Genomic DNA, 18,874 nt, shown 5'->3' on the forward strand with positions numbered 1-18,874 from the left:
AACCGATGCGCGCTACTGATCCGGTCCGCCTTCTGGTCGTGGATGACCATACCTTGTTCCGCCGCGGGCTGATCGCCTTGCTGGCGCAGGAACCGGCGTTGCAGGTGGTTGGCGAGGCCGGCGACGCCGGCGAGGCTCAGTATCGCGCCGAGGCCTTGCAGCCGGACGTCATCCTGCTCGACAACCATTTGCCCGGTGTGACGGGCATTGATGCGCTGCCCGGACTCAGGGAGGTCGCGCCGCACGCACGCGTGCTGATGTTGACGGTCAGCGAGGACGAGCGCGACCTGGGCGCCGCACTCAAGGCTGGTGCCGACGGGTATGTACTCAAGAACATCGATGGTGCTGCCCTGGTCGCGGCCATCCACCAGACCCTGAAAGGGCAGTCTGCCATCAGTCCCGAGATGACCGGCAAGCTGGTCGCCGCGTTCCAGGCCGTGCATGCCGGTCCGAAAGGTGCCTGCGCGCCGCCCGCACCCACCGATCCGCTTGCCGTGCTGTCGCCCCGCGAACTGGAGATCCTGCACGGTATCGCCGGCGGCTTAAGCAACAAGGCCATCGCGCGCCAGCTGGACATCGCGGAGACAACGGTGAAGATCCATGTCCAGCATATCCTGCGCAAGCTCAACCTCAGTTCAAGGGTCCAGGCGGCCGTCTTCCTCGCCGGACGCGGCAGCGCCTGAACCCGGTCCGGCATAGTTCTTTCGAACTATGCCGGGGCGTCTGGCCGCGCGAAATCATCCTCCTTATGGACATGCCGGCCTGCCCGGTCGAGGGATGTCGCACCTTGCATCGGGCGCCTAGATTGGAACTCAGCAAGAGACCAAGGAGCGACCGGCATGGCGGCTTCGCCGAACGATCGAGTCACGGGCCAGGCAATTCGCGTGCTGGTCGTCAGCACGCTTGCGTTTACCGTGTGTTTCATGGTCTGGATGATGTTCGGTGTCATCGGCATCCCGATCCGCAAGACGCTAGGACTCAACGCCACGGAGTTCGGCCTGCTGACAGCCATACCCGTGCTGACCGGCTCGCTGATCCGGGTGCCGCTGGGTCTCATGACCGACCGTTATGGCGGACGAATCGTCTTCTTCGTGCTGATGCTGGCCTGCATACCGCCGATCTGGCTGATGTCATACGCGACGCAATACTGGCACTTCCTGCTCGCCGGCATGTTCATCGGCCTGGCCGGTGGCTCGTTCTCGGTCGGTACGCCATACGTTGCGCGCTGGTTCCCGAAAAGCCGCCAGGGCTTTGCCATGGGCGTTTTCGGTGCTGGCAACTCGGGGGCGGCGGTCAACAAGTTCATCGCGCCGGCGCTGGTGGTGAGCTTCGGCTGGGCCATGGTGCCGCGCGCCTACGCAGCCATCCTGCTTGGCACGGCCTTGCTGTTCTGGCTGCTGAGCGCGCATGACACGGCCCACGTCACCGCGGGCGGCGCCTCGCTGCGGGACCAGCTGCGCACGCTCAAGGATCCACGTGTGCTCAAGTATTGCCAGTACTACTCCATCGTCTTCGGCGGCTATGTCGCGCTGAGCCTCTGGATGGTGCAGTACTACGTAGGTGAGTACGGGCTGGAACTCCCCACGGCGGCGTTGCTGGCAGCCTGCTTCTCCTTGCCTGGCGGCGTCCTGCGCGCCGTGGGCGGCTGGCTCTCCGACCGGCACGGCGCGCACAGCATGACCTGGTGGGTACTGTGGGTGTGCTGGATCTGCCTGTTCCTGCTGAGCTACCCGCAGACGGAGTTCACGGTGGCCGCCGTCGACGGTATCCGCCGCTTCCGGCTGGGCCTGAACATCTATGCCTTCACCGCGTTGCTGGCGGTGCTGGGTGTTGCCTTCGCTTTTGGCAAGGCGAGCGTATTCAAGTACATCAGCGACGACTATCCGGACAACATCGGTGCCATCAGCGGCATTGTCGGCCTGGCCGGCGCACTGGGCGGCTTTGTGCTGCCGATCCTGTTCGGCGTGCTGCTGGATATCACCGGCGTGCGATCCAGCGCCTTCATGCTGATGTACGGCGTGGTGTGGGTATCCCTGATCTGGATGTATTTCACCGAGGTGCGCCGCACCGAGATGATGGGCCCGCACGGGGTGCGCGCCGGCAACGCGGCGCAGTCCTGAGTGCGCCTGGAGACTGAAATGAGCCGAACCGTAGCAGATACACCGAAGCCGTCCGGCAGTGGCCGGGTGCTGACCATCTGGACCCCTGAAGACCGCGCATTCTGGGAGCGGGAGGGCGAGGCGATCGCCAAGCTGAATCTGTGGATATCGGTGCCCGCGCTGTTCCTGGCATTTGCGATCTGGCAATTGTGGAGCGTGGTGGCCGTCAACCTGCCGCAACTCGGCTTCAAGTACTCGACCAACCAGCTCTTCTGGCTGGCGGCCGCGCCTGCGCTATCGGGAGCGACGCTGCGCATCTTCTATTCCTTCATGGTGCCCCTGTTCGGCGGGCGCCGCTGGACTGCGATCTCCACGGCGTCCTTGTTGATTCCCGCCATCGGGATCGGCATTGCGGTGCAGGATCCGACCACCAGCTATCCCACCATGTTGCTGCTGGCGCTGCTGTGCGGCATGGGGGGCGGCAACTTCAGTTCCAGCATGGCCAATATCAGTTTCTTTTTCCCCAAGGAGCACAAGGGCTCGGCGCTGGGCGTGAATGCGGGGCTGGGCAATCTTGGCGTTTCGGTGGTGCAGTTCCTTAGTCCGCTGATCGTCACGGTAGGTATCCTCGGCATCTTTGGCGGCGATCCGCAGACGATCGTCGGCAAGACCGGCCAGGTGAGCCAGGTGTGGGCGCAGAACGCTGCCTATATCTGGATTCCCTGGATCGCGCTGGCGTCGGTGGCGGCCTGGTTCTTCATGAACGATATTGCCGACGCGCGCGCCTCGCTCGCCGCGCAAGCGGCCATCTTCAAGCGCAAGCACAACTGGCTGATGTGCTTGCTCTACCTTGGCACCTTCGGTTCGTTCATAGGCTTTGCCGCGGGGTTCCCGCTGCTGATCAAGAACCAGTTTCCCGACGTCAACCCGCTTGCGTATGCCTGGCTGGGGCCGCTGCTCGGCGCGCTGATCCGGCCCGTCGGCGGCTGGCTGGCTGACCGGCTTGGCGGCGCGTCCGTCACGCTGTGGAATTTCGTGGTGATGGCGCTGGCGGTGGTCGGGGTGCTGTATTTCCTGCCCAAGGGCGCGGGCGGCTATGCGCTCTCCGCTGGTCCGGCGCAAGGCAGCTTCACCGGCTTCTTCCTGATGTTCCTGGTGCTGTTCCTGACCACGGGCATCGGCAATGGCTCGACCTTCCGCATGATCCCGGTGATCTTCCTCAACCAGAAGCTGCGCGAGGCGGAAGGCGTCGGCGAAGAGGCGCAGGCCCGGGCGATCAAGGAGGGCAATACCGAGGGGGCAGCCGCGCTGGGCTTCGCCGGGGCGCTGGGTGCCTACGGCGGCTTTTTCATCCCCAAGAGCTATGGCACCGCCATTGCCGCGACAGGCGGCCCGGAGGCCGCGCTATGGATCTTCATCGTCTTCTATCTCCTTTGCGTGGTGATCACCTGGTGGTACTACGGGCGCCGCGGCGCCGAGATGCCGTGCTGAGCACGATCGCGATCCGCGCAAACGATACCGGAGTCCCGCAATGAGCCATTTTCTCGATCGCCTCACTTACTTCAGCCAGCCGCGCGAAAATTTCTCCGACGGCCACGGCCAGACCACGGGCGAGGACCGAACCTGGGAGGACGCCTACCGCAACCGCTGGCAGCACGACAAGATCGTGCGTTCCACCCATGGCACGAACTGCACCGGCTCGTGCTCGTGGAAGATCTACGTGAAGGGCGGCATCGTGACCTGGGAAACCCAGCAGACCGATTATCCCCGCACACGTGCCGACCTGCCGAACCACGAGCCGCGCGGCTGCGCGCGCGGAGCCAGCTACTCCTGGTATCTCTACAGCGCCAACCGGGTCAAGTACCCGATGGTGCGGGGGCGCTTGCTCAGGCACTGGCGGGCGGCGCGGGCCGTGGCCAAGAGCGCCGTGGACGCCTGGGCGGCCGTGATCGAAAACGACGCGGCCCGCCGCGAGTACCAGCAGCAGCGCGGGCTGGGCGGCTTCGTGCGCAGCAGCTGGGACGAGGTCAACGAGCTGATTGCCGCGGCCAACGTTTACACCATCAAGAAGCACGGCCCGGACCGGGTGATCGGCTTCTCGCCGATCCCGGCCATGAGCATGGTGAGCTACGCGGCAGGCAGCCGCTACCTCAGCCTGATCGGCGGGGTCTGCATGAGTTTCTACGACTGGTACTGTGACCTGCCGCCCGCCAGCCCGCAGACCTGGGGCGAACAGACTGATGTGCCGGAAAGTGCGGACTGGTACAACTCCACCTTCCTGATCGCCTGGGGGTCGAACGTGCCGCAGACGCGCACGCCAGATGCCCATTTCTTTACCGAGGTGCGCTACAAGGGCGCCAAGGTGGTAGCCGTGACCCCGGACTACGCCGAGGTTTCCAAGCTGGCCGACCTGTGGCTGCACCCGAAGCAGGGCACCGATGCGGCGCTGGCGATGGCGATGGGCCACGTCATCCTCAAGGAGTTCTACTTCGACCGGCGCAGCGCCTATTTTGACGACTATGCGCGCCGGTATACGGACCTGCCTTTGCTGGTTGCGCTCAAGGAACACACGCTGCCCGACGGCAGCAAGACCCTGGTGCCCGATCGCTATGTGCGCGCGAGCGACTTCACCGATGCACTCGGGCAGGCGAACCATCCCGAGTGGAAGACGGTCGGCTTCGACGAGCAGGGCAAGGTCGCCTTGCCGCACGGCTCGATCGGCTTCCGCTGGGGGCCGGACGGCAGGCCCGACGCCGGCAAATGGAACCTCGAAAGCAAGGAGGCGAGGCAGGGCGAAGCCGTGAAGCTCAAGCTGTCGGTGGTGGAGGATGGCGCCCAGCCGCATGAAATCGTCGATGTCGGCTTCCCGTACTTCGGCGGCATCGACACGCCGCATTTCACCTCGAGCAAGACCGCCGGGGACGTGATCGTACGGCGCGTGCCGGCGGTGCGCATGGCGTTGCAAGAAGCGGGCGGCCAGCGCGAGACGCTGGTGGCCACGGTATTCGACCTGCTGGCGGCCAACTACGGCGTGGCGCGCGGGCTGCCGGGCGAACGGCAGGGCGGCGCCGCCACGGGAGGCTACGATGACGAGGTTCCCTACACGCCCGCCTGGCAGGAGCGCATTACCGGCGTGCCGCGCCAGCAGGTCATCGCGGTGGCGCGGCAGTTCGCCGACAACGCCGACAAGACCCATGGCAAGTCCATGGTGATCATCGGCGCGGCGATGAACCACTGGTACCACTGCGACATGAACTACCGCGGCATCATCAATATGCTGATGCTGTGCGGCTGCATCGGCCAGAGCGGCGGCGGCTGGGCGCACTACGTGGGCCAGGAAAAGCTGCGGCCGCAGACCGGCTGGACCGCGCTCGCCTTCGCGCTGGACTGGATCCGACCGCCGCGCCAGATGAACTCGACCAGCTTCTTCTATGCCCATACGGACCAGTGGCGCTACGAGAAACTCGGCGTGGACGAGATCCTCTCGCCGCTGGCCGATCCGGCGCGATACGGCGGCGCGATGATCGACTACAACGTGCGCGCGGAGCGCATGGGCTGGCTGCCATCGGCGCCGCAACTGCAGACCAATCCGCTGCAGGTGCAGCGCGACGCGCAGGAGCGCGGGCTGGACACGCGGGACTATGTGGTCCAGTCCCTCAAGGACGGCTCGCTGAAGATGAGCTGCGAGGACCCCGATCACCCGGCCAACTGGCCGCGCAATATGTTTGTGTGGCGCTCCAACCTGCTCGGCTCCTCGGGCAAGGGGCATGAATATTTCCTCAAGCACCTGCTGGGCACCAGCCACGGCGTGCAGGGCAAGGACCTCGGTCCCGACCATGCCAAGCCCGAGGAAGTGCGCTGGCATGAGCAGGCGCCAGAGGGCAAGCTGGACCTGCTGGTCACGCTCGACTTCCGCATGAGTACCACCTGCATGTACTCCGACGTCGTGCTGCCCACGGCGACGTGGTACGAGAAGAACGATCTCAATACCAGCGACATGCATCCGTTTATCCATCCGCTCTCCACCGCCGTCGATCCGGCCTGGCAGGCGCGCAGCGACTGGGAGATCTACAAGGGCTTTGCCAAGACTTTCAGCGAGGTCTGCGTGGGTCATCTCGGGGCGGAGAAGGAAGTGGTGCTCACCCCGCTGATGCACGACACGCCCGGCGAACTGGCGCAGCCCTTTGGCGTGCGGGACTGGAAGAAGGGCGAGTGCGACCTGGTGCCTGGCCAGACCGCCCCGCAGATCAACGTGGTGGAGCGCGATTATCCCAACACCTATCAGCGCTTCACCGCGCTCGGGCCCCTGATGACGCGCATCGGCAACGGGGGGAAAGGGATCGGCTGGAACACGGAAAGCGAGGTGCATGCACTCGGGGAACTCAATGGCACGGTAAGCGAGGCGGGCGTCAGCCAGGGCTTGCCACGTATCGACACCGATATCGACGCGGCCGAAGTCGTTATGATGCTGGCGCCGGAAACCAACGGCCACGTGGCGGTCAAGGCATGGCAGGCACTCAGCCGCATCACGGGGCGCGAGCATGCCCACCTGGCGCTCCACCGCGAGGACGAGAAGATCCGCTTCCGCGATATCCAGGCGCAGCCGCGCAAGATCATCTCCTCGCCGACCTGGAGCGGGCTGGAGAGCGAGAAGGTGAGCTACAACGCGGGCTATACCAACGTGCACGAACTGATCCCGTGGCGCACCCTGAGCGGGCGGCAGCAGTTCTACCAGGACCATCCGTGGATGCGCGATTTCGGCGAAGGCTTCGTCAGCTACCGGCCGCCAATCAACCTGAAGAATGTCGACGAGATGCTGGGCAAGAAGCCCAACGGCCACCCGGAGATCGCGCTGAACTTCATCACGCCGCATCAGAAATGGGGCATCCATTCGACCTACACCGACAACCTGATCATGCTTACGCTGAATCGCGGCGGGCCGGTGATCTGGCTCTCCGAGGACGATGCGGGGCGGGCCGGCATCGTCGATAACGACTGGGTCGAGCTCTTCAACGCCAACGGCGCCATCGCCGCGCGCGCCGTGGTGAGCCAGCGCATCAAGCCAGGCATGGTGATGATGTACCACGCGCAGGAGAAAATCATCAACACGCCCGGTTCGGAGATCACCGGCCTGCGCGGCGGCATCCATAACTCGGTCACGCGCATTGTGCTCAAGCCCACCCATATGATCGGCGGCTATGCGCAATACAGCTACGGCTTCAATTACTACGGGACCATCGGCACCAATCGCGACGAATTCGTGGTGGTGCGCAAGATGGACCGGGTCGACTGGCTCGATGAGCCCGCCAACGCCGACGCCCCCGGCGCCGCCTGAGAAGAAGGAGAGCGACGATGAAAGTCCGCGCACAGATTGGCATGGTTCTCAACCTGGACAAGTGCATCGGCTGCCATACCTGCTCGGTGACCTGCAAGAACGTCTGGACCAACCGCCCCGGCATGGAGTACGCCTGGTTTAACAATGTGGAGACCAAGCCCGGCATTGGCTATCCCAAGGAATGGGAAAACCAGGAGCGCTGGAACGGTGGCTGGGTGCGCAAGGCCGACGGCCGCATCGAGCCCCGCCAGGGCGGCAAGTGGAAGCTGCTGATGCGCATCTTCTCCAATCCCAACCTGCCGCAGATCGACGATTACTACGAGCCGTTCACTTTCGACTACGACCACCTGCAGTCCGCGCCCGAGTCCCGCACGGCCCCGACCGCGCGCCCGCGCAGCCTGATCACCGGCAAGCGCATGGAGAAGATCGAATGGGGGCCGAACTGGGAGGAGATCCTGGGCGGCGAGTTTGCCAAGCGCTCCAAGGACCGCAACTTCGACGACATCCAGAAGGAGATCTACGGGCAGTACGAGAACACTTTCATGATGTACCTGCCGCGCCTGTGCGAGCACTGCCTGAACCCGACCTGTGTGGCCAGTTGCCCGTCCGGTTCGATCTACAAGCGGGAAGAGGACGGCATCGTGCTGATCGACCAGGACAAGTGCCGTGGCTGGCGCATGTGCGTGTCCGGCTGTCCCTACAAGAAGATCTATTACAACTGGCAGAGCGGCAAGGCGGAAAAGTGCATCTTCTGCTATCCGCGCATCGAAGCCGGCCAGCCGACCGTCTGCTCGGAAACCTGTGTCGGCCGCATCCGCTACCTTGGCGTGCTGCTCTACGATGCGGACCGGATCCAGGCGGCGGCCAGCGTGGAGCACGACCGCGATCTCTACCAGGCGCAGCTCGACATCTTCCTCGACCCCAACGACCCCAAGGTCATCGAGCAGGCCCGCGCGGACGGTGTGCCCGAGTCATGGCTGGAGGGCGCGCGCCGCAGCCCGGTCTACCAGATGGCGGTGGACTGGAAGGTGGCGCTGCCGCTGCACCCGGAGTACCGCACCCTGCCGATGGTCTGGTACGTGCCGCCACTCTCGCCCATCACGGCCGCGGCCAATGCCGGCGAAGTCGGCATCAACGGCGAGATTCCCGACGTGAAGCAGTTGCGCATTCCGGTCAAGTACCTCGCCAACCTGCTCACCGCCGGCGACACCACACCCGTGGTTCGTGCGCTGGAGCGAATGCTGGCCATGCGGGCGTATCAGCGCGAAAAGCATGTGGAGGGGCGCCAGAACCTGGCTGCGCTGCAACAGGCCGGGCTGAGCGTGGCGCAGGTCGAGCAGATGTACCAGGTAATGGCGATCGCCAACTACGAGGATCGCTTCGTCATTCCCACGGCGCACCGGGAGTATGCGGAGGACGCCTTCGACCTGCGCGGCGGCTGTGGCTTCTCGTTCGGCAACGGCTGCTCGGACGGCACCAGCGAGACCAGCCTGTTCGGCGGCAAGAAGCGGCGGACCATTCCGATCAAGGCGACACTATAAAGGACGCAGCCATGAAACCCTTCGATGCGCGAATTTGCCTGGTGCTGGCACGGCTGCTGGCCTATCCGCGGGAGGAACTGCGTGCTTCCCTGGTGCCGATGCGGGATCTGGTGGCGGCAAGCCGCTCGCTCAGCGATGCCGGGCGGGAAAGCCTGCTGGCGCTGATTGACGACATGCAGGGCCGCGACCCCTATGAACTCGAGGCCCGCTACGTCGACACCTTCGACCGCGGCCGCGCCACCGCGCTGCACCTGTTCGAGCATGTGCATGGCGACTCGCGCGAGCGCGGCCAGGCGCTGGTGGATTTGCTGCAGACCTATGAGGCTGCCGGCCTGTTCCTGGGGCCGGGCGAACTGCCCGACTATCTGCCGGTAGTACTGGAGTTCGCCGCCACGCAGCCAGGTCAGACCGCGCGCGAGTTCCTGGCCGAGATGGCGCACATCCTCAATGCCGTGCATACCGCGCTGGCCGAGCGCCGCAGCGCGTATCACGCGGCTATCGCGGCCGTGCTGGAACTGGCGGGCGAGCGCGTCGAGCCGGTACGGCTACCGCCTGAGGAATCGCTCGACGAGGCCTGGGCCGAGCCGCCTGCATTCGACGGCTGCGCCACGCGCGGCCAGAGCAAGCCCGGCGAGCCCCAGCCTATCCATTTCGTCCGCCGCGACGGACCCGTCACCGGAGTGCGATCATGACTGCCGCCCTCGACACCTTCTTCTTCGGCCTCTACCCGTACATCTGCCTGGTCGTATTCCTGGTCGGGAGCCTGATCCGCTTCGACCGGGACCAGTACACCTGGAAGAGCGATTCCTCGCAGATGCTGCGCTCCGGACAGTTACGCTGGGCCAGCAACCTGTTCCACGTCGGCGTGTTATTCCTGTTCTTCGGGCATCTGTTCGGCATGCTCACGCCCCATGCGGTCTACGGCCATTTCATTAGCGCCGGCGCCAAGCAGCTCCTGGCGATGATCTCGGGCGGCGTGGCCGGCGTGCTTGGCTTCATCGGGGTGAGCCTGCTGCTGCATCGCCGCCTGGGCGACCCGCGTATTCGCGCCACCTCGCGGCCCGGGGATATCGCCATCCTCTGGCTGCTGTGGGTGCAACTGGCGCTGGGGCTGGGCACCATACCGCTGTCCGGGCAACACCTGGACGGCAGCATGATGCTGGTGCTGGCCGAATGGGCGCAGCGCATCGTGACGCTGCGAGGCGGCGCGGCGGAGTTGATGCAAGGAGTGGGCTGGGTGTTCAAGCTGCACATGGTGCTGGGCATGACAGTGTTCCTGGTGTTTCCCTTCACCCGCCTGGTCCATGTCTGGAGCGGCTTTGCCTCGGTGACTTACCTGTTCCGTCCCTACCAGGTGGTACGCAGCCGTCGCTTGAACTTGCCGGCGGGGCACGAACGCGCCAAGCGTCCGCAGCCTGAACAATCGCGTTGAGGAGCGTGCCATGCGTTATCCCGTATCTACCCGCGCCGCATCCGTCAACGGCCAGGCCCTGCACGCCGACCATGAAACGCTTGCGGCGGAAGCGCTGCGCCAGCGCGCCTGCATCGAGTTGCTGCGCCAGGCGGCACAGCGCGCCGGGCTGCTCGATCAGGCCGATGCCGGCGCACCCGACGGCGTGATCAGCGAGGCCGCCAGCACGGCAATCGAAACCTTGCTGGAACGCGAACTGCAGATACCCGAGCCGGGCGAAGAGGCATGCCGGCGCCATCACGCGGCCAATCTCGCCCGATATAGCCGCGGCGAGCGCGTGCTGGCCCGCCACATCCTGTTTGCCGTGACGCCCGGCCTGGATGTCAATGCACTGCGCCAGCGCGCCGAACGCATGCTGGTGGAAGTGCGCTGCCACGACGACCCGGCGTCCGCGAGCGAACACTTTGCGCGCGTGGCGGGCGAGTTTTCAAACTGCCCGAGCGGCGCCCAGGGGGGAGACCTGGGCTGGCTGGAGGCGGGCGATTGCGCGCCGGAGTTCGCCCGCGAGCTGTTCGGTCATCAGGAAGTCGGGGTGCTTCCGCGGCTGGTGCACAGCCGCTTTGGCCTGCACGTGGTGGAGGTGTGCGCGCGTGATAGCGGCGAAGTGCAACCGTTCGAGACAGTGCGCTCGGCTGTGGCACTGCAACTGCGCCAGCAAGCCTATGTCACCGCGCTGCGCCAGTACCTGAGCCTGCTGGCCGGGCAGGCGGTGATCGAGGGGGTGGATCTCGACGGGGCCGATACGCCCTTGGTGCAGTAGGGCTGAAAGGCCTTACTGCAGGCCGTCGAACAGCATGATGTCCACCCTGTCGCCGGCGGCTGCGTGCGGTCTGGCATGACTTTGGGTGGAGAGCTGGCCATGGCATTGCTGCTGCTATTCGCACTGTTCACCAAGCATCTCGTGTGCGACTTCCTGTGGCAGCCGAGCTGGATGCTGGCCGGCAAGGGCGACTTCCGGAGCGCAGGTGGCTACGCCCACGCGGGGCTACATGGCCTGTGCACCGCTGGGCTGCTCGGCGGCTTCGGTGTGGCCCATTGGCTCTGGCTGGGGATCTTCGACGCCGTCGTCCACTACATGGTCGATCGCTGGAAGGTGCGCCTCGGCCGAAGCGCCAATTTGACGCCGAACTTGCCTCAGTTCTGGTGGGCATTTGGCGTGGACCAGTACGCGCACGTGCTGACCTACCTCGCCGTGGTCTGGCTCGCTGGGAGGCTGAATTGATTCGTCGGCTTCCTGTCCGCCGGTAGGCCGCTGCCTTCGGGCGACTCTCTTTACCGTCGAGGTATCCGTCTCGCGGAGTTGCGCCACTAGCCGCACTAGGCAAGTGCCAACACCAAATTCCGGTAGATGCCTCGCGCGCCTGTGAGCTGGTCCAATGCAATCGGCTCATCGATCCAGCCTCGACCCTCAGCAGCCGGAAAAAAGGGCGGCGTACATAGCGGGGTACCTATCGCGCTATACCAAGCCCCCGATCCCTTTGGGGGGACTTACGCCGAAGCCATCCAGATAGAGGTGGCCAGTCAGGGGGGAACCAATGCCAATGTGCCTAGTCCTGGCTGGAAAGTCTCTCCTCACAGATTTGCTTGTGTAGCTTCGCGAAACGCTCTTGTACGTTCTCCCCGAAGAGTGGATCGGAGCTCGCTGGAACGGAGGCGGCAACGGCTGCCCAATCCTCTTGTGTCAACAGCTGAGCAGCGCGCGGCATTACGTGTCGCTCCTCAGTCGAGAGATGATTTCGGTAGTACACAAGGTACATGGCTGCGGCTGCCTCCAGAGCCGCGCGCGAACTTATAACATCTCCCTCGGCTTCATTAAGGCGGTTTAAAAGCGCTTCGCCCACAGTGGCAATCACACGATGCTCTTGCAGGAGCCGGTTAACCAAAACCTGCATGCCGGGATCTCGCTCAACGAGCCGTGCGTACGCGACATCCTCGCGGGGATGGTGAACGCAATCGCCAAAACTCCGCATGTAATAGACGATAGTCCCCATCAAATTGTAATTCGGCCGCTCTCCTCGATGAAAGATGTCTACCTGCTCTTCCAGAAGGTCGAGCAGCCGAGCGAAATTGATGTGATCGGCATGCCATATGGCAAGTGAGTTGGCCATGGCGCGCTCCATGGAAACGGGTTAAGTTCAGGGTTGCGTTCGAAGCCATATCGAACTCAAGCCCACAATACTCTTCAGTCCACGGACAGTGCTGATATAGATCAATAGATTGAATCACGGATCGCTTCCTCAATGTCTTAACGCTCGGCACGAAGGTCCGGCACCAGGTCGCCTTGCTCGGTCGCCGGCTTGAAGCCCGATGCCCGGCAGCAGGTGGAGATGGCGGCGAGCATTCGTTTTCTCCCGACATCCCGGAATCCAGTCCGGTGCGCACGATTGGCATTGACGGCGGCTACCTTCGGCTGGCGGGCCGCAAGCGCCGCTAAGCTTTCAACAAAAAGTGAATCTGTAGTCTGCCCCAAATCCCTGAAGGATTACATCGACATCAGCTTCAAGGGTTTTGGTGTCGCGGGCCTTGAAGGCCAGCCACTCGTATTTCATCTTGTGCCAGAGCTTCTCGATGCGATTGAGCTCCGGGCTGTACGGTGGCAGGAAATACAACGTCAAGCCTTTCGTTTGTAGCAGCCGGAGATAAGGCCGCAGTGCGCGGGCCGTGTGGACCGAAGCATTGTCGAGAATCACGGTCAGCGGCTTGCCGACGTGTTCGACCAGCAGGCCGAGAAATCCAGCGAACAGCATCGAGGTCATCGTCTCCCACAACTTCGCTGCAAACAGTTCTCCCGAGGACAGCAGTGCTCCGACCACGTTCAGACGCTTACCACGCCGGGCTTCAATCATGTGTTGCTCCCCGACAGGTGTCCACGCACTTCGATTCGGCTGCGCTTGCGCGAAGCCAACTTCGTCTACGTAGGCGAGTTCGATTTCGCCACGCTGGGCTTGCTGGACCAACTCCCCAATTTCGGATTGGGCTTGTCGGAACCGCTGTTCGTCCCGCTTTTTTTTAAGCTATGCCGGGTTCGCTTCCATACCAGCCCCGCCCGTTTGAGAATCCCTGTCAGCGTATTGCGGTCGGGTAGCAGCGACGCATTACTACGTCGCCGCCCCCTAAGAACCGGACGTGCGAGTCGCCCCGCATCCGGCTCAAGCCATTCGTTCAGCACCATTGTGTGGCACCGGGCAGACCAGCGGAACGTTTCGCGGTTCGACGGCGGGCAAAGTAGGCGGCCCATGCCGGGTCAAACGGATTGGCCAGTCCCCGGATTTTGACGTGTCGCTGGATCGCGACGGTCGTTGCGCGGAAGAGTTGCAGGCCGCAGGTGTCACCCTCGGTTGAACCCTCTGTTGCAAAATCCCAGGACCGGTATCCGTCGCGCCGGAAGTACCGTTGCCGGACCCATCGGGCTCCTTTCATGGGGGTGACGACGCTTCGCCCATCTCCAGAGCCGTTGCCAGATGTGGGAGTCGATTGAGGAGAAGATCGCTTTCGACACGACGTGACGGTGATACTGGGCCCATCCCCGGATCACAGGGTTGAGCTGTCGTATCAACGCCTCCTGCGTGGCGCTCGCGTTTTCCTTGATGATTCCCCTGACCTTGTCAAGCAGCGACTTGATGCTCTTGTTCGCTGGCTTGATCAGCAACTTGCCGTCGTACTTGCGCACGTTCTGGCCAAGGAAATCGAAACCCGCCGCTATGTTCGTGATCCGGGTTTTCTCTTCCGAGAGCTCCAGACCCCGAGCCGCCATGAACTGCCTGACTGCCGGAAGTACCCGGGATTCCAGCACATCTTTCGATACGCCAGTCACCACAAAGTCATCGGCATAGCGGACGACGTTGAGCTGCGCCTTTCTGCACTCAAGTGTGGATGTGCCCACACTTGCATGAACTGCTGCTTCAAGTCCGTCCAACGCCATATTCGCGATCACAGGCGAGATCACACCCCCTTGGGGTGTGCCCGCTTGTGACTCGAACAAGGTTCCTTCATCGATATATCCGGCTCGAAGCCACTTGCGCAGAACCTCCTTATCCATCGGTACGTTCTCCAGAAACCAGGAATGACTGAAGTTGTCGAAACAGCCCCGAATGTCACCCTCCAGAATCCATTCTGACGAGGCACGCTTGGCCAGAACGTTGAAGCACTGTTCGATGGCATCGGCGGTCGAGCGCTCGGGCCGAAAGCCGTAGGAATTGGCGTCTGCAAGGGTCTCCGCGACGGGTTCCAGAGCGAGCTTCCATAAGGCCTGCATCGCCCTGCACCGCATACACGGGATTCCTAACGGACGCTTCTTCCCATTACTCTTGGGAATGTAGACACGCCGCAACGGCATCGCACGATAGCCGCGATGTCGTAGCGACAGCATTCCGTTCCATCTGGCCGCCGGGGATGACCATATCTTGCCGTCCACCCCCGGCGTTCTCTTACCGCGATTCTCCGTCACACGCTTGACGGCGAGCATCTTGCCGCCATGCGAGCGGGTTAGCAGACGTTGCAATGCTTTCACCTTGCCCCATCGGCCTTCCTGAGCGGCCTTGGCGATACGCATCTGAAGTCGCTTCACCTCTGCTTCGATGTGCGACCAGTTTGCATGGTCCCACATCTGCGCAGCGCTCGAGAGTGCACCAGCGTCAGGAGCTTTCGCGTCCGTTGCCGTCATCTGCTTTCCCCCGTATAACGATTGTTCAAGGTTATCTCGCCATGAATGACCACGCGGAAGTCTGCCCGCTTTCGCGTCGGGCGATGTCTCAGCCCGTATCCCGTCCATTACAGCCGGGCGTTCGCTTTCTCCGCATTCCTTTACCCACCGCGCCAACAGCGTTCCTCGCGGTTCGCCTGCCGTTGCCGGCGCCGCGATGGGCTTACCCTGTTCCGCATGAATTTCCGAGCGGGGCGGACCCTTCCTCTTCGCCGGCGGCTTGTCGTCCATGGTGGCCCAGTTCACGAAGGCCACTCCACACCGCGTACCGTTTTGGTCCAAGCCTGTCAGCACGTTTGGCTTGTTGATTCTGACGACGTTTATCGGAAGTTCACATATGTTGATCGTACCCACTCATCCCTTGCTCCTCTCCGCCTCTGTGCTGGCAGATTCGGCCTTACCTCGCGGCTCGGCGTACCGGTTATCCGGCGGCTACGTTGTCCCCAGAGCTTCACACCGAGCTGTTACCGGCTCCGCATGCCCGGGTAGGGAACGGTTGATGGAACAACCGGTTTCATCAGGTAATACCTGCTCCAGTGAAACAGAAACTCAAGCGACTTTCAGGTCGCACATGAACTCGAATCCCGAACTTCTCTTCGAGTCGTGCCAGCAGTTCCGCGGCCGTCAGCGCCTCCTGCGTCGCCCACATCTTCAACTGCTCAACCTGCGCCGGCGACAGCTTCGACGGCGCACCGCTACGCGGCGCGTCCGACAGCCCTGCCATGCCTTTGTCCAACCAACGATAGCGCCTCTCGTACACCGCCTCCAACGTCAACTCCTGCCGCCTGGCTATCTCCTTGGCTGGCACGCCGTTGCTAAACATCAGAATCGTCCGAGACCTGTCTCGTGTTCTCCAATCACGGCGGCTTCTCGCCAGAACCTCAAGCTCGGTACGTTCTTCCTTCGTCAGTTCCAGCGGCTTCAATACGGCCATCGTCTATGTCGCGGTTCTTGTTCGGCCCGACAGTATAGAGATACTTCTTGTGAGGCGCTTATCCGCAATATTGGCGCGCAGCAAAGGCTCGACCCATTCGCGGACCCGCCGCAGTAATGCCGGATCCGACCAATCGGATTTGGAGACGAAGTAATGCAGCGATTGATGCCGGCGCTGGCGTGCAGCGAGTCGACGCATGCCGTCATCGGCTCGACACTCTTTCGCGGCAGCGGCAGCGGCAGCGGCAGCGGCAGCGGCAGCGGCAGCGGCAGCATCAACGAGGCCGCTAGCAGTGAGCTGGCCCGGCTGTGGGCCGAAGCCCAGCGCGCGTGTGCGGCGCTACAAGGCGGGCTGGAGGCTGAGCGCCAGGCCCACGCGGCCGCGCAGGCGCCACGACGAGGGCAGCCCAGTTCGGCTTTGGTGATCACGGTGAGTGCATCCTCGATTGGTTTCACATCGCCATGCGGGTACAGATCCTCGAACAGATAATCAAGGGCCGGCCAGCAGACAACGATGGCCCGAGCAATGCGACATTGATCAAGGCGCTGCAAGGTGCCAAGTGGCACTTGTGGCACGGTTGCCCCTATCCAGCGTTACGGCGGCTGGAAAACCTGGGCTGGGATCTCGACGCCGAGGCTAGCCTCGAGGAGGCGAAGCTTCTTGGCAAGCTCAAGGAGTTGATTACCTATCTGGATAACAACAGGGGCTTCATCGTGAACTACGGTGACCGCTATCGCCACGGGGAGCCCATTGCATCGGGCTTCGTCGAGTCGGCTGTCAACCAGGTGATTAGCAAGCGGTTCGTCAAACGCCAACAGATGGCCTGGCGGTCGCGGCACGCGCACGCACTGCTACAAGTCCGGACTGCCGTGCTCAATGACCAGCTCCGATCGCACGTTGAATATGGTATCCCTCCATCGCCAGAGCAGAAAACCACCGCATTGCCGCTTAGTCAGCCCCCGCTTTGGCGCGCTCTTGTAGTCGCCAAGAAATAGGTTTGAAAACCAATAGACTGCGGGCCACCGAGAGAGGTCATGGCCCCCGCCACAATGGGCAGACCGATCGGAATTTTGGGTAATCGAATGGAAGGGGCTTCCCGTCCCGAGGCTGCTGCGGAAGCCGCAAGTCGGCATCGCGGTGCCATGATGGCGTGTCGAAACGCCATCACGACCACAGGAGGGGAAGCCCCATGTCCATTGTTACCGTGGGTATCGATCTGGCCAAAAACGTGTTTGCCGTTCATGGGGTGATCGTACTTTCCGTGTAAAAAAAGGCGGTAGCAGGGTGCAGAGTCGCCTGCAGCAAGGCTTTTCGCCACACCGAGTCTCTCACGATCGGTGTATTTGTAAGTCCTTGATATATCGGCACTTTCCGAGACAAACCGCCAGAAAATGCACGGAAAGTACGATCACCCCTGCACCAGGAGATGTTGCGGCTCGCCGCCTCGCTGATGACCGTCACGGCGGTCGTCGAGATCGCGCTACGCAACGCGGTCTGTGACCGGCTGACCGATTATTTCGGCGTCGCCGACTGGCTGCGCGGCCCGACAGGTCCCTTCAACTGGGGGGCGGAAGAGCGGGACAAGATCATCCAGGCCGAGAAAAGCGCACAGAAGGCGGCCTACGCCAAGCTCACCCAAGAGCAAAAGCGCCAACTCGACGCGGCTGCCTTCCGTAGCCGGGGCGGCGTCGCGCCCAACGGCATTCCCCACGAGCAACTGTCCAAGGTCAGGCAGGCCACGATCCCGGTCCCCATGGGGCAGGTGGAGGCGCAGTTGACTATGTATTTCTGGAAGCGCCTTTTCTCAGGCGACTACGACCACGCGCTGTGGAAGCCGCCGCTCAAGGTAAGCGCGATTTTCTCCGCACGTAGCGTTGACGCCCCGAAAGGCGCAGGATTGTGCCCACGATTTTTTTCGTGGGCACAATTCATGGACGATAGCGATTTTGACTTCCTGCCGCTGCGAGTGACCAATGTCGGCGCCAACGGGAAACGCAGCTACGACAGGCAGGGCAAGCGAAGATTGATCGAGGCTTGCCTTGAACCCGGCGTATCGGTTGCCAGCATGGCGATCCGAGCCCGGGTGAACACGAACCAATTGTGGCGCTGGGTCAAGCAGTACAAAGCAGAAAGACAAGGTGGTATTGACATGGATAGCGCCGTCGAAGGCGCGCCATCGGCCTTCGTTCCGGTAGTAGAGGTTCGCGGCGTACCTCCTCAAGCCCAGCGGTCACGGCCGGCATCGCCGGAATCGACATCTGTTCCCGTGCCGCAATCTTCATCTTCGCCACAATTGGCACGCCTGTCGGCACGGCTGCCAAACGGCGTAACCATCGAGCTCGAATGCACACCGAAAGATGGGACGCTCGTGAAGGCGATGATCGCGGCGCTGGGGGACACCTGATGTTCCGCCTCGACGCTGACCTGCGGGTCTATCTGCACCGCGAGCCTATCGACTTCCGGGCCGGCCTGAACAGTCTGGTGACGTTGGTCGAGCAGTCGATGCAACTCGATCCGTTCGCCCGGGCCGTCTTCGCGTTCCATAACCGCGGCCGCAATCGGGTCAAGCTTCTGCTCTATGACCGCTCCGGATTCTGGCTCCTGATGAAGCGTTTGGAAGCAGACCACTTCGCCTGGCCACGCCGCCAGCAGGCGGTGATGGAACTCACCACCGAGCAACTGCACTGGCTGCTTGAAGGTATCGACATCGAAGCCGTTCGCCGACACCCTTCGCGGCGCTACCGGCACGCGAGCTGAGTCAGCGTGAGGGAGGCCAGGGTGCGGGCTCTGGC

General features: G+C 63.0%; 14 protein-coding genes and 3 pseudogenes. 12 read left to right on the forward strand and 5 right to left on the reverse strand.

All coding sequences use genetic code 11. The annotated features are described in order from the left end of the window. Positions 1-5: 5 nt before the first annotated feature. The 9 genes from ACZY0R_RS41900 to ACZY0R_RS41940 all read left to right on the forward strand — a co-directional run bounded on the left by ACZY0R_RS41900 (position 6) and on the right by ACZY0R_RS41940 (position 11,668). Complete coding sequence (locus ACZY0R_RS41900; protein WP_488867559.1) at positions 6-683, forward strand: response regulator; 678 nt, start codon at positions 6-8, stop codon at positions 681-683. A 156-nt stretch (positions 684-839) separates the two neighbouring features. Next, positions 840-2,120: an MFS transporter gene (locus ACZY0R_RS41905; protein WP_488867561.1), complete on the forward strand. Its 1,281-nt coding sequence runs from the start codon at positions 840-842 to the stop codon at positions 2,118-2,120. Between the two features lie 18 nt (positions 2,121-2,138). Then, the gene (locus ACZY0R_RS41910) at positions 2,139-3,590 is read left to right on the forward strand and encodes a NarK family nitrate/nitrite MFS transporter (protein ID WP_488867563.1); all 1,452 of its coding nucleotides are present in this window, start codon (positions 2,139-2,141) and stop codon (positions 3,588-3,590) included. A 40-nt stretch (positions 3,591-3,630) separates the two neighbouring features. Further along, positions 3,631-7,434 carry a nitrate reductase subunit alpha gene (locus tag ACZY0R_RS41915; protein WP_488867565.1) on the forward strand — a complete coding sequence of 1,268 codons (3,804 nt, stop codon included), beginning with the start codon at positions 3,631-3,633 and terminating at the stop codon, positions 7,432-7,434. A 17-nt stretch (positions 7,435-7,451) separates the two neighbouring features. Next, complete coding sequence (narH, locus tag ACZY0R_RS41920; protein ID WP_488867567.1) at positions 7,452-8,975, forward strand: nitrate reductase subunit beta; 1,524 nt, start codon at positions 7,452-7,454, stop codon at positions 8,973-8,975. Positions 8,976-8,986: 11 nt separating this feature from the next. After that, positions 8,987-9,667: a nitrate reductase molybdenum cofactor assembly chaperone gene (gene narJ / locus ACZY0R_RS41925; RefSeq protein WP_488867569.1), complete on the forward strand. Its 681-nt coding sequence runs from the start codon at positions 8,987-8,989 to the stop codon at positions 9,665-9,667. Continuing rightward, positions 9,664-10,407, forward strand: a complete 744-nt coding sequence (narI, locus tag ACZY0R_RS41930; protein ID WP_488867571.1) for a respiratory nitrate reductase subunit gamma — start codon at positions 9,664-9,666, stop codon at positions 10,405-10,407. Before narJ ends, narI begins: the two co-directional genes overlap by 4 nt. Before the next feature lie 10 nt (positions 10,408-10,417). Next, positions 10,418-11,206: a peptidylprolyl isomerase gene (locus ACZY0R_RS41935; protein ID WP_488867573.1), complete on the forward strand. Its 789-nt coding sequence runs from the start codon at positions 10,418-10,420 to the stop codon at positions 11,204-11,206. Between the two features lie 99 nt (positions 11,207-11,305). After that, positions 11,306-11,668 (forward strand): DUF3307 domain-containing protein, encoded by a 363-nt coding sequence (locus ACZY0R_RS41940; RefSeq protein WP_488867575.1) that lies wholly within the window; start codon positions 11,306-11,308, stop codon positions 11,666-11,668. A 325-nt stretch (positions 11,669-11,993) separates the two neighbouring features. Here the strand turns inward: ACZY0R_RS41940 and ACZY0R_RS41945 are convergent, their stop codons facing one another. The 5 genes and pseudogenes from ACZY0R_RS41945 to ACZY0R_RS41965 form a co-directional block, all read right to left on the reverse strand. Further along, positions 11,994-12,554, reverse strand: a complete 561-nt coding sequence (locus ACZY0R_RS41945) for a hemerythrin domain-containing protein (protein ID WP_488867576.1) — start codon at positions 12,552-12,554, stop codon at positions 11,994-11,996. A gap of 330 nt (positions 12,555-12,884) precedes the next feature. Beyond that, a pseudogene (locus ACZY0R_RS41950) lies at positions 12,885-13,442 on the reverse strand (IS630 family transposase); the annotation flags it as partial. 332 nt (positions 13,443-13,774) lie between these two features. Next, positions 13,775-15,394, reverse strand: coding sequence for a group II intron reverse transcriptase/maturase (gene ltrA, locus ACZY0R_RS41955; protein ID WP_488866916.1), 1,620 nt, complete (start codon positions 15,392-15,394; stop codon positions 13,775-13,777). A 271-nt stretch (positions 15,395-15,665) separates the two neighbouring features. Then, positions 15,666-16,082: a helix-turn-helix domain-containing protein gene (locus tag ACZY0R_RS41960; protein ID WP_488858095.1), complete on the reverse strand. Its 417-nt coding sequence runs from the start codon at positions 16,080-16,082 to the stop codon at positions 15,666-15,668. 78 nt (positions 16,083-16,160) lie between these two features. Continuing rightward, a pseudogene (locus ACZY0R_RS41965) lies at positions 16,161-16,324 on the reverse strand (transposase); the annotation flags it as partial. 144 nt (positions 16,325-16,468) lie between these two features. Here ACZY0R_RS41965 and ACZY0R_RS41970 point away from each other — a divergent pair. From ACZY0R_RS41970 to tnpB, 3 genes and pseudogenes are all read left to right on the forward strand, one after another. Further along, positions 16,469-17,034: pseudogene (locus ACZY0R_RS41970) on the forward strand (ISKra4-like element ISBte1 family transposase); the annotation flags it as partial. A gap of 474 nt (positions 17,035-17,508) precedes the next feature. Further along, on the forward strand, positions 17,509-18,486 hold the full coding sequence (tnpA, locus tag ACZY0R_RS41975) for an IS66-like element accessory protein TnpA (protein ID WP_488867577.1): 978 nt from the start codon (positions 17,509-17,511) through the stop codon (positions 18,484-18,486). After that, a complete protein-coding gene (gene tnpB / locus ACZY0R_RS41980; RefSeq protein WP_488856668.1) occupies positions 18,486-18,839 on the forward strand; it encodes an IS66 family insertion sequence element accessory protein TnpB in 354 nt (117 codons plus the stop codon). Before tnpA ends, tnpB begins: the two co-directional genes overlap by 1 nt. The last annotated feature ends 35 nt before the right edge of the window (positions 18,840-18,874 follow it).

It is taken from the genome of Cupriavidus sp. F041 (genome assembly GCF_057814235.1).

What these genes read in the sequence shown, in the direction of transcription:
- tnpB (WP_488856668.1), top strand. Translation starts at nt 18,486, where the DNA reads ATGTTCCGCCTCGACGCTGACCTGCGGGTCTATCTGCACCGCGAGCCT.
- ACZY0R_RS41935 (WP_488867573.1), top strand. Translation starts at nt 10,418, where the DNA reads ATGCGTTATCCCGTATCTACCCGCGCCGCATCCGTCAACGGCCAGGCC.
- narJ (WP_488867569.1), top strand. Translation starts at nt 8,987, where the DNA reads ATGAAACCCTTCGATGCGCGAATTTGCCTGGTGCTGGCACGGCTGCTG.
- ACZY0R_RS41940 (WP_488867575.1), top strand. Translation starts at nt 11,306, where the DNA reads ATGGCATTGCTGCTGCTATTCGCACTGTTCACCAAGCATCTCGTGTGC.
- narI (WP_488867571.1), top strand. Translation starts at nt 9,664, where the DNA reads ATGACTGCCGCCCTCGACACCTTCTTCTTCGGCCTCTACCCGTACATC.
- ACZY0R_RS41915 (WP_488867565.1), top strand. Translation starts at nt 3,631, where the DNA reads ATGAGCCATTTTCTCGATCGCCTCACTTACTTCAGCCAGCCGCGCGAA.
- ACZY0R_RS41960 (WP_488858095.1), bottom strand. Translation starts at nt 16,082, where the DNA reads ATGGCCGTATTGAAGCCGCTGGAACTGACGAAGGAAGAACGTACCGAG.
- ACZY0R_RS41905 (WP_488867561.1), top strand. Translation starts at nt 840, where the DNA reads ATGGCGGCTTCGCCGAACGATCGAGTCACGGGCCAGGCAATTCGCGTG.
- ACZY0R_RS41900 (WP_488867559.1), top strand. Translation starts at nt 6, where the DNA reads ATGCGCGCTACTGATCCGGTCCGCCTTCTGGTCGTGGATGACCATACC.
- ACZY0R_RS41910 (WP_488867563.1), top strand. Translation starts at nt 2,139, where the DNA reads ATGAGCCGAACCGTAGCAGATACACCGAAGCCGTCCGGCAGTGGCCGG.
- tnpA (WP_488867577.1), top strand. Translation starts at nt 17,509, where the DNA reads ATGTTGCGGCTCGCCGCCTCGCTGATGACCGTCACGGCGGTCGTCGAG.
- ACZY0R_RS41945 (WP_488867576.1), bottom strand. Translation starts at nt 12,554, where the DNA reads ATGGCCAACTCACTTGCCATATGGCATGCCGATCACATCAATTTCGCT.
- narH (WP_488867567.1), top strand. Translation starts at nt 7,452, where the DNA reads ATGAAAGTCCGCGCACAGATTGGCATGGTTCTCAACCTGGACAAGTGC.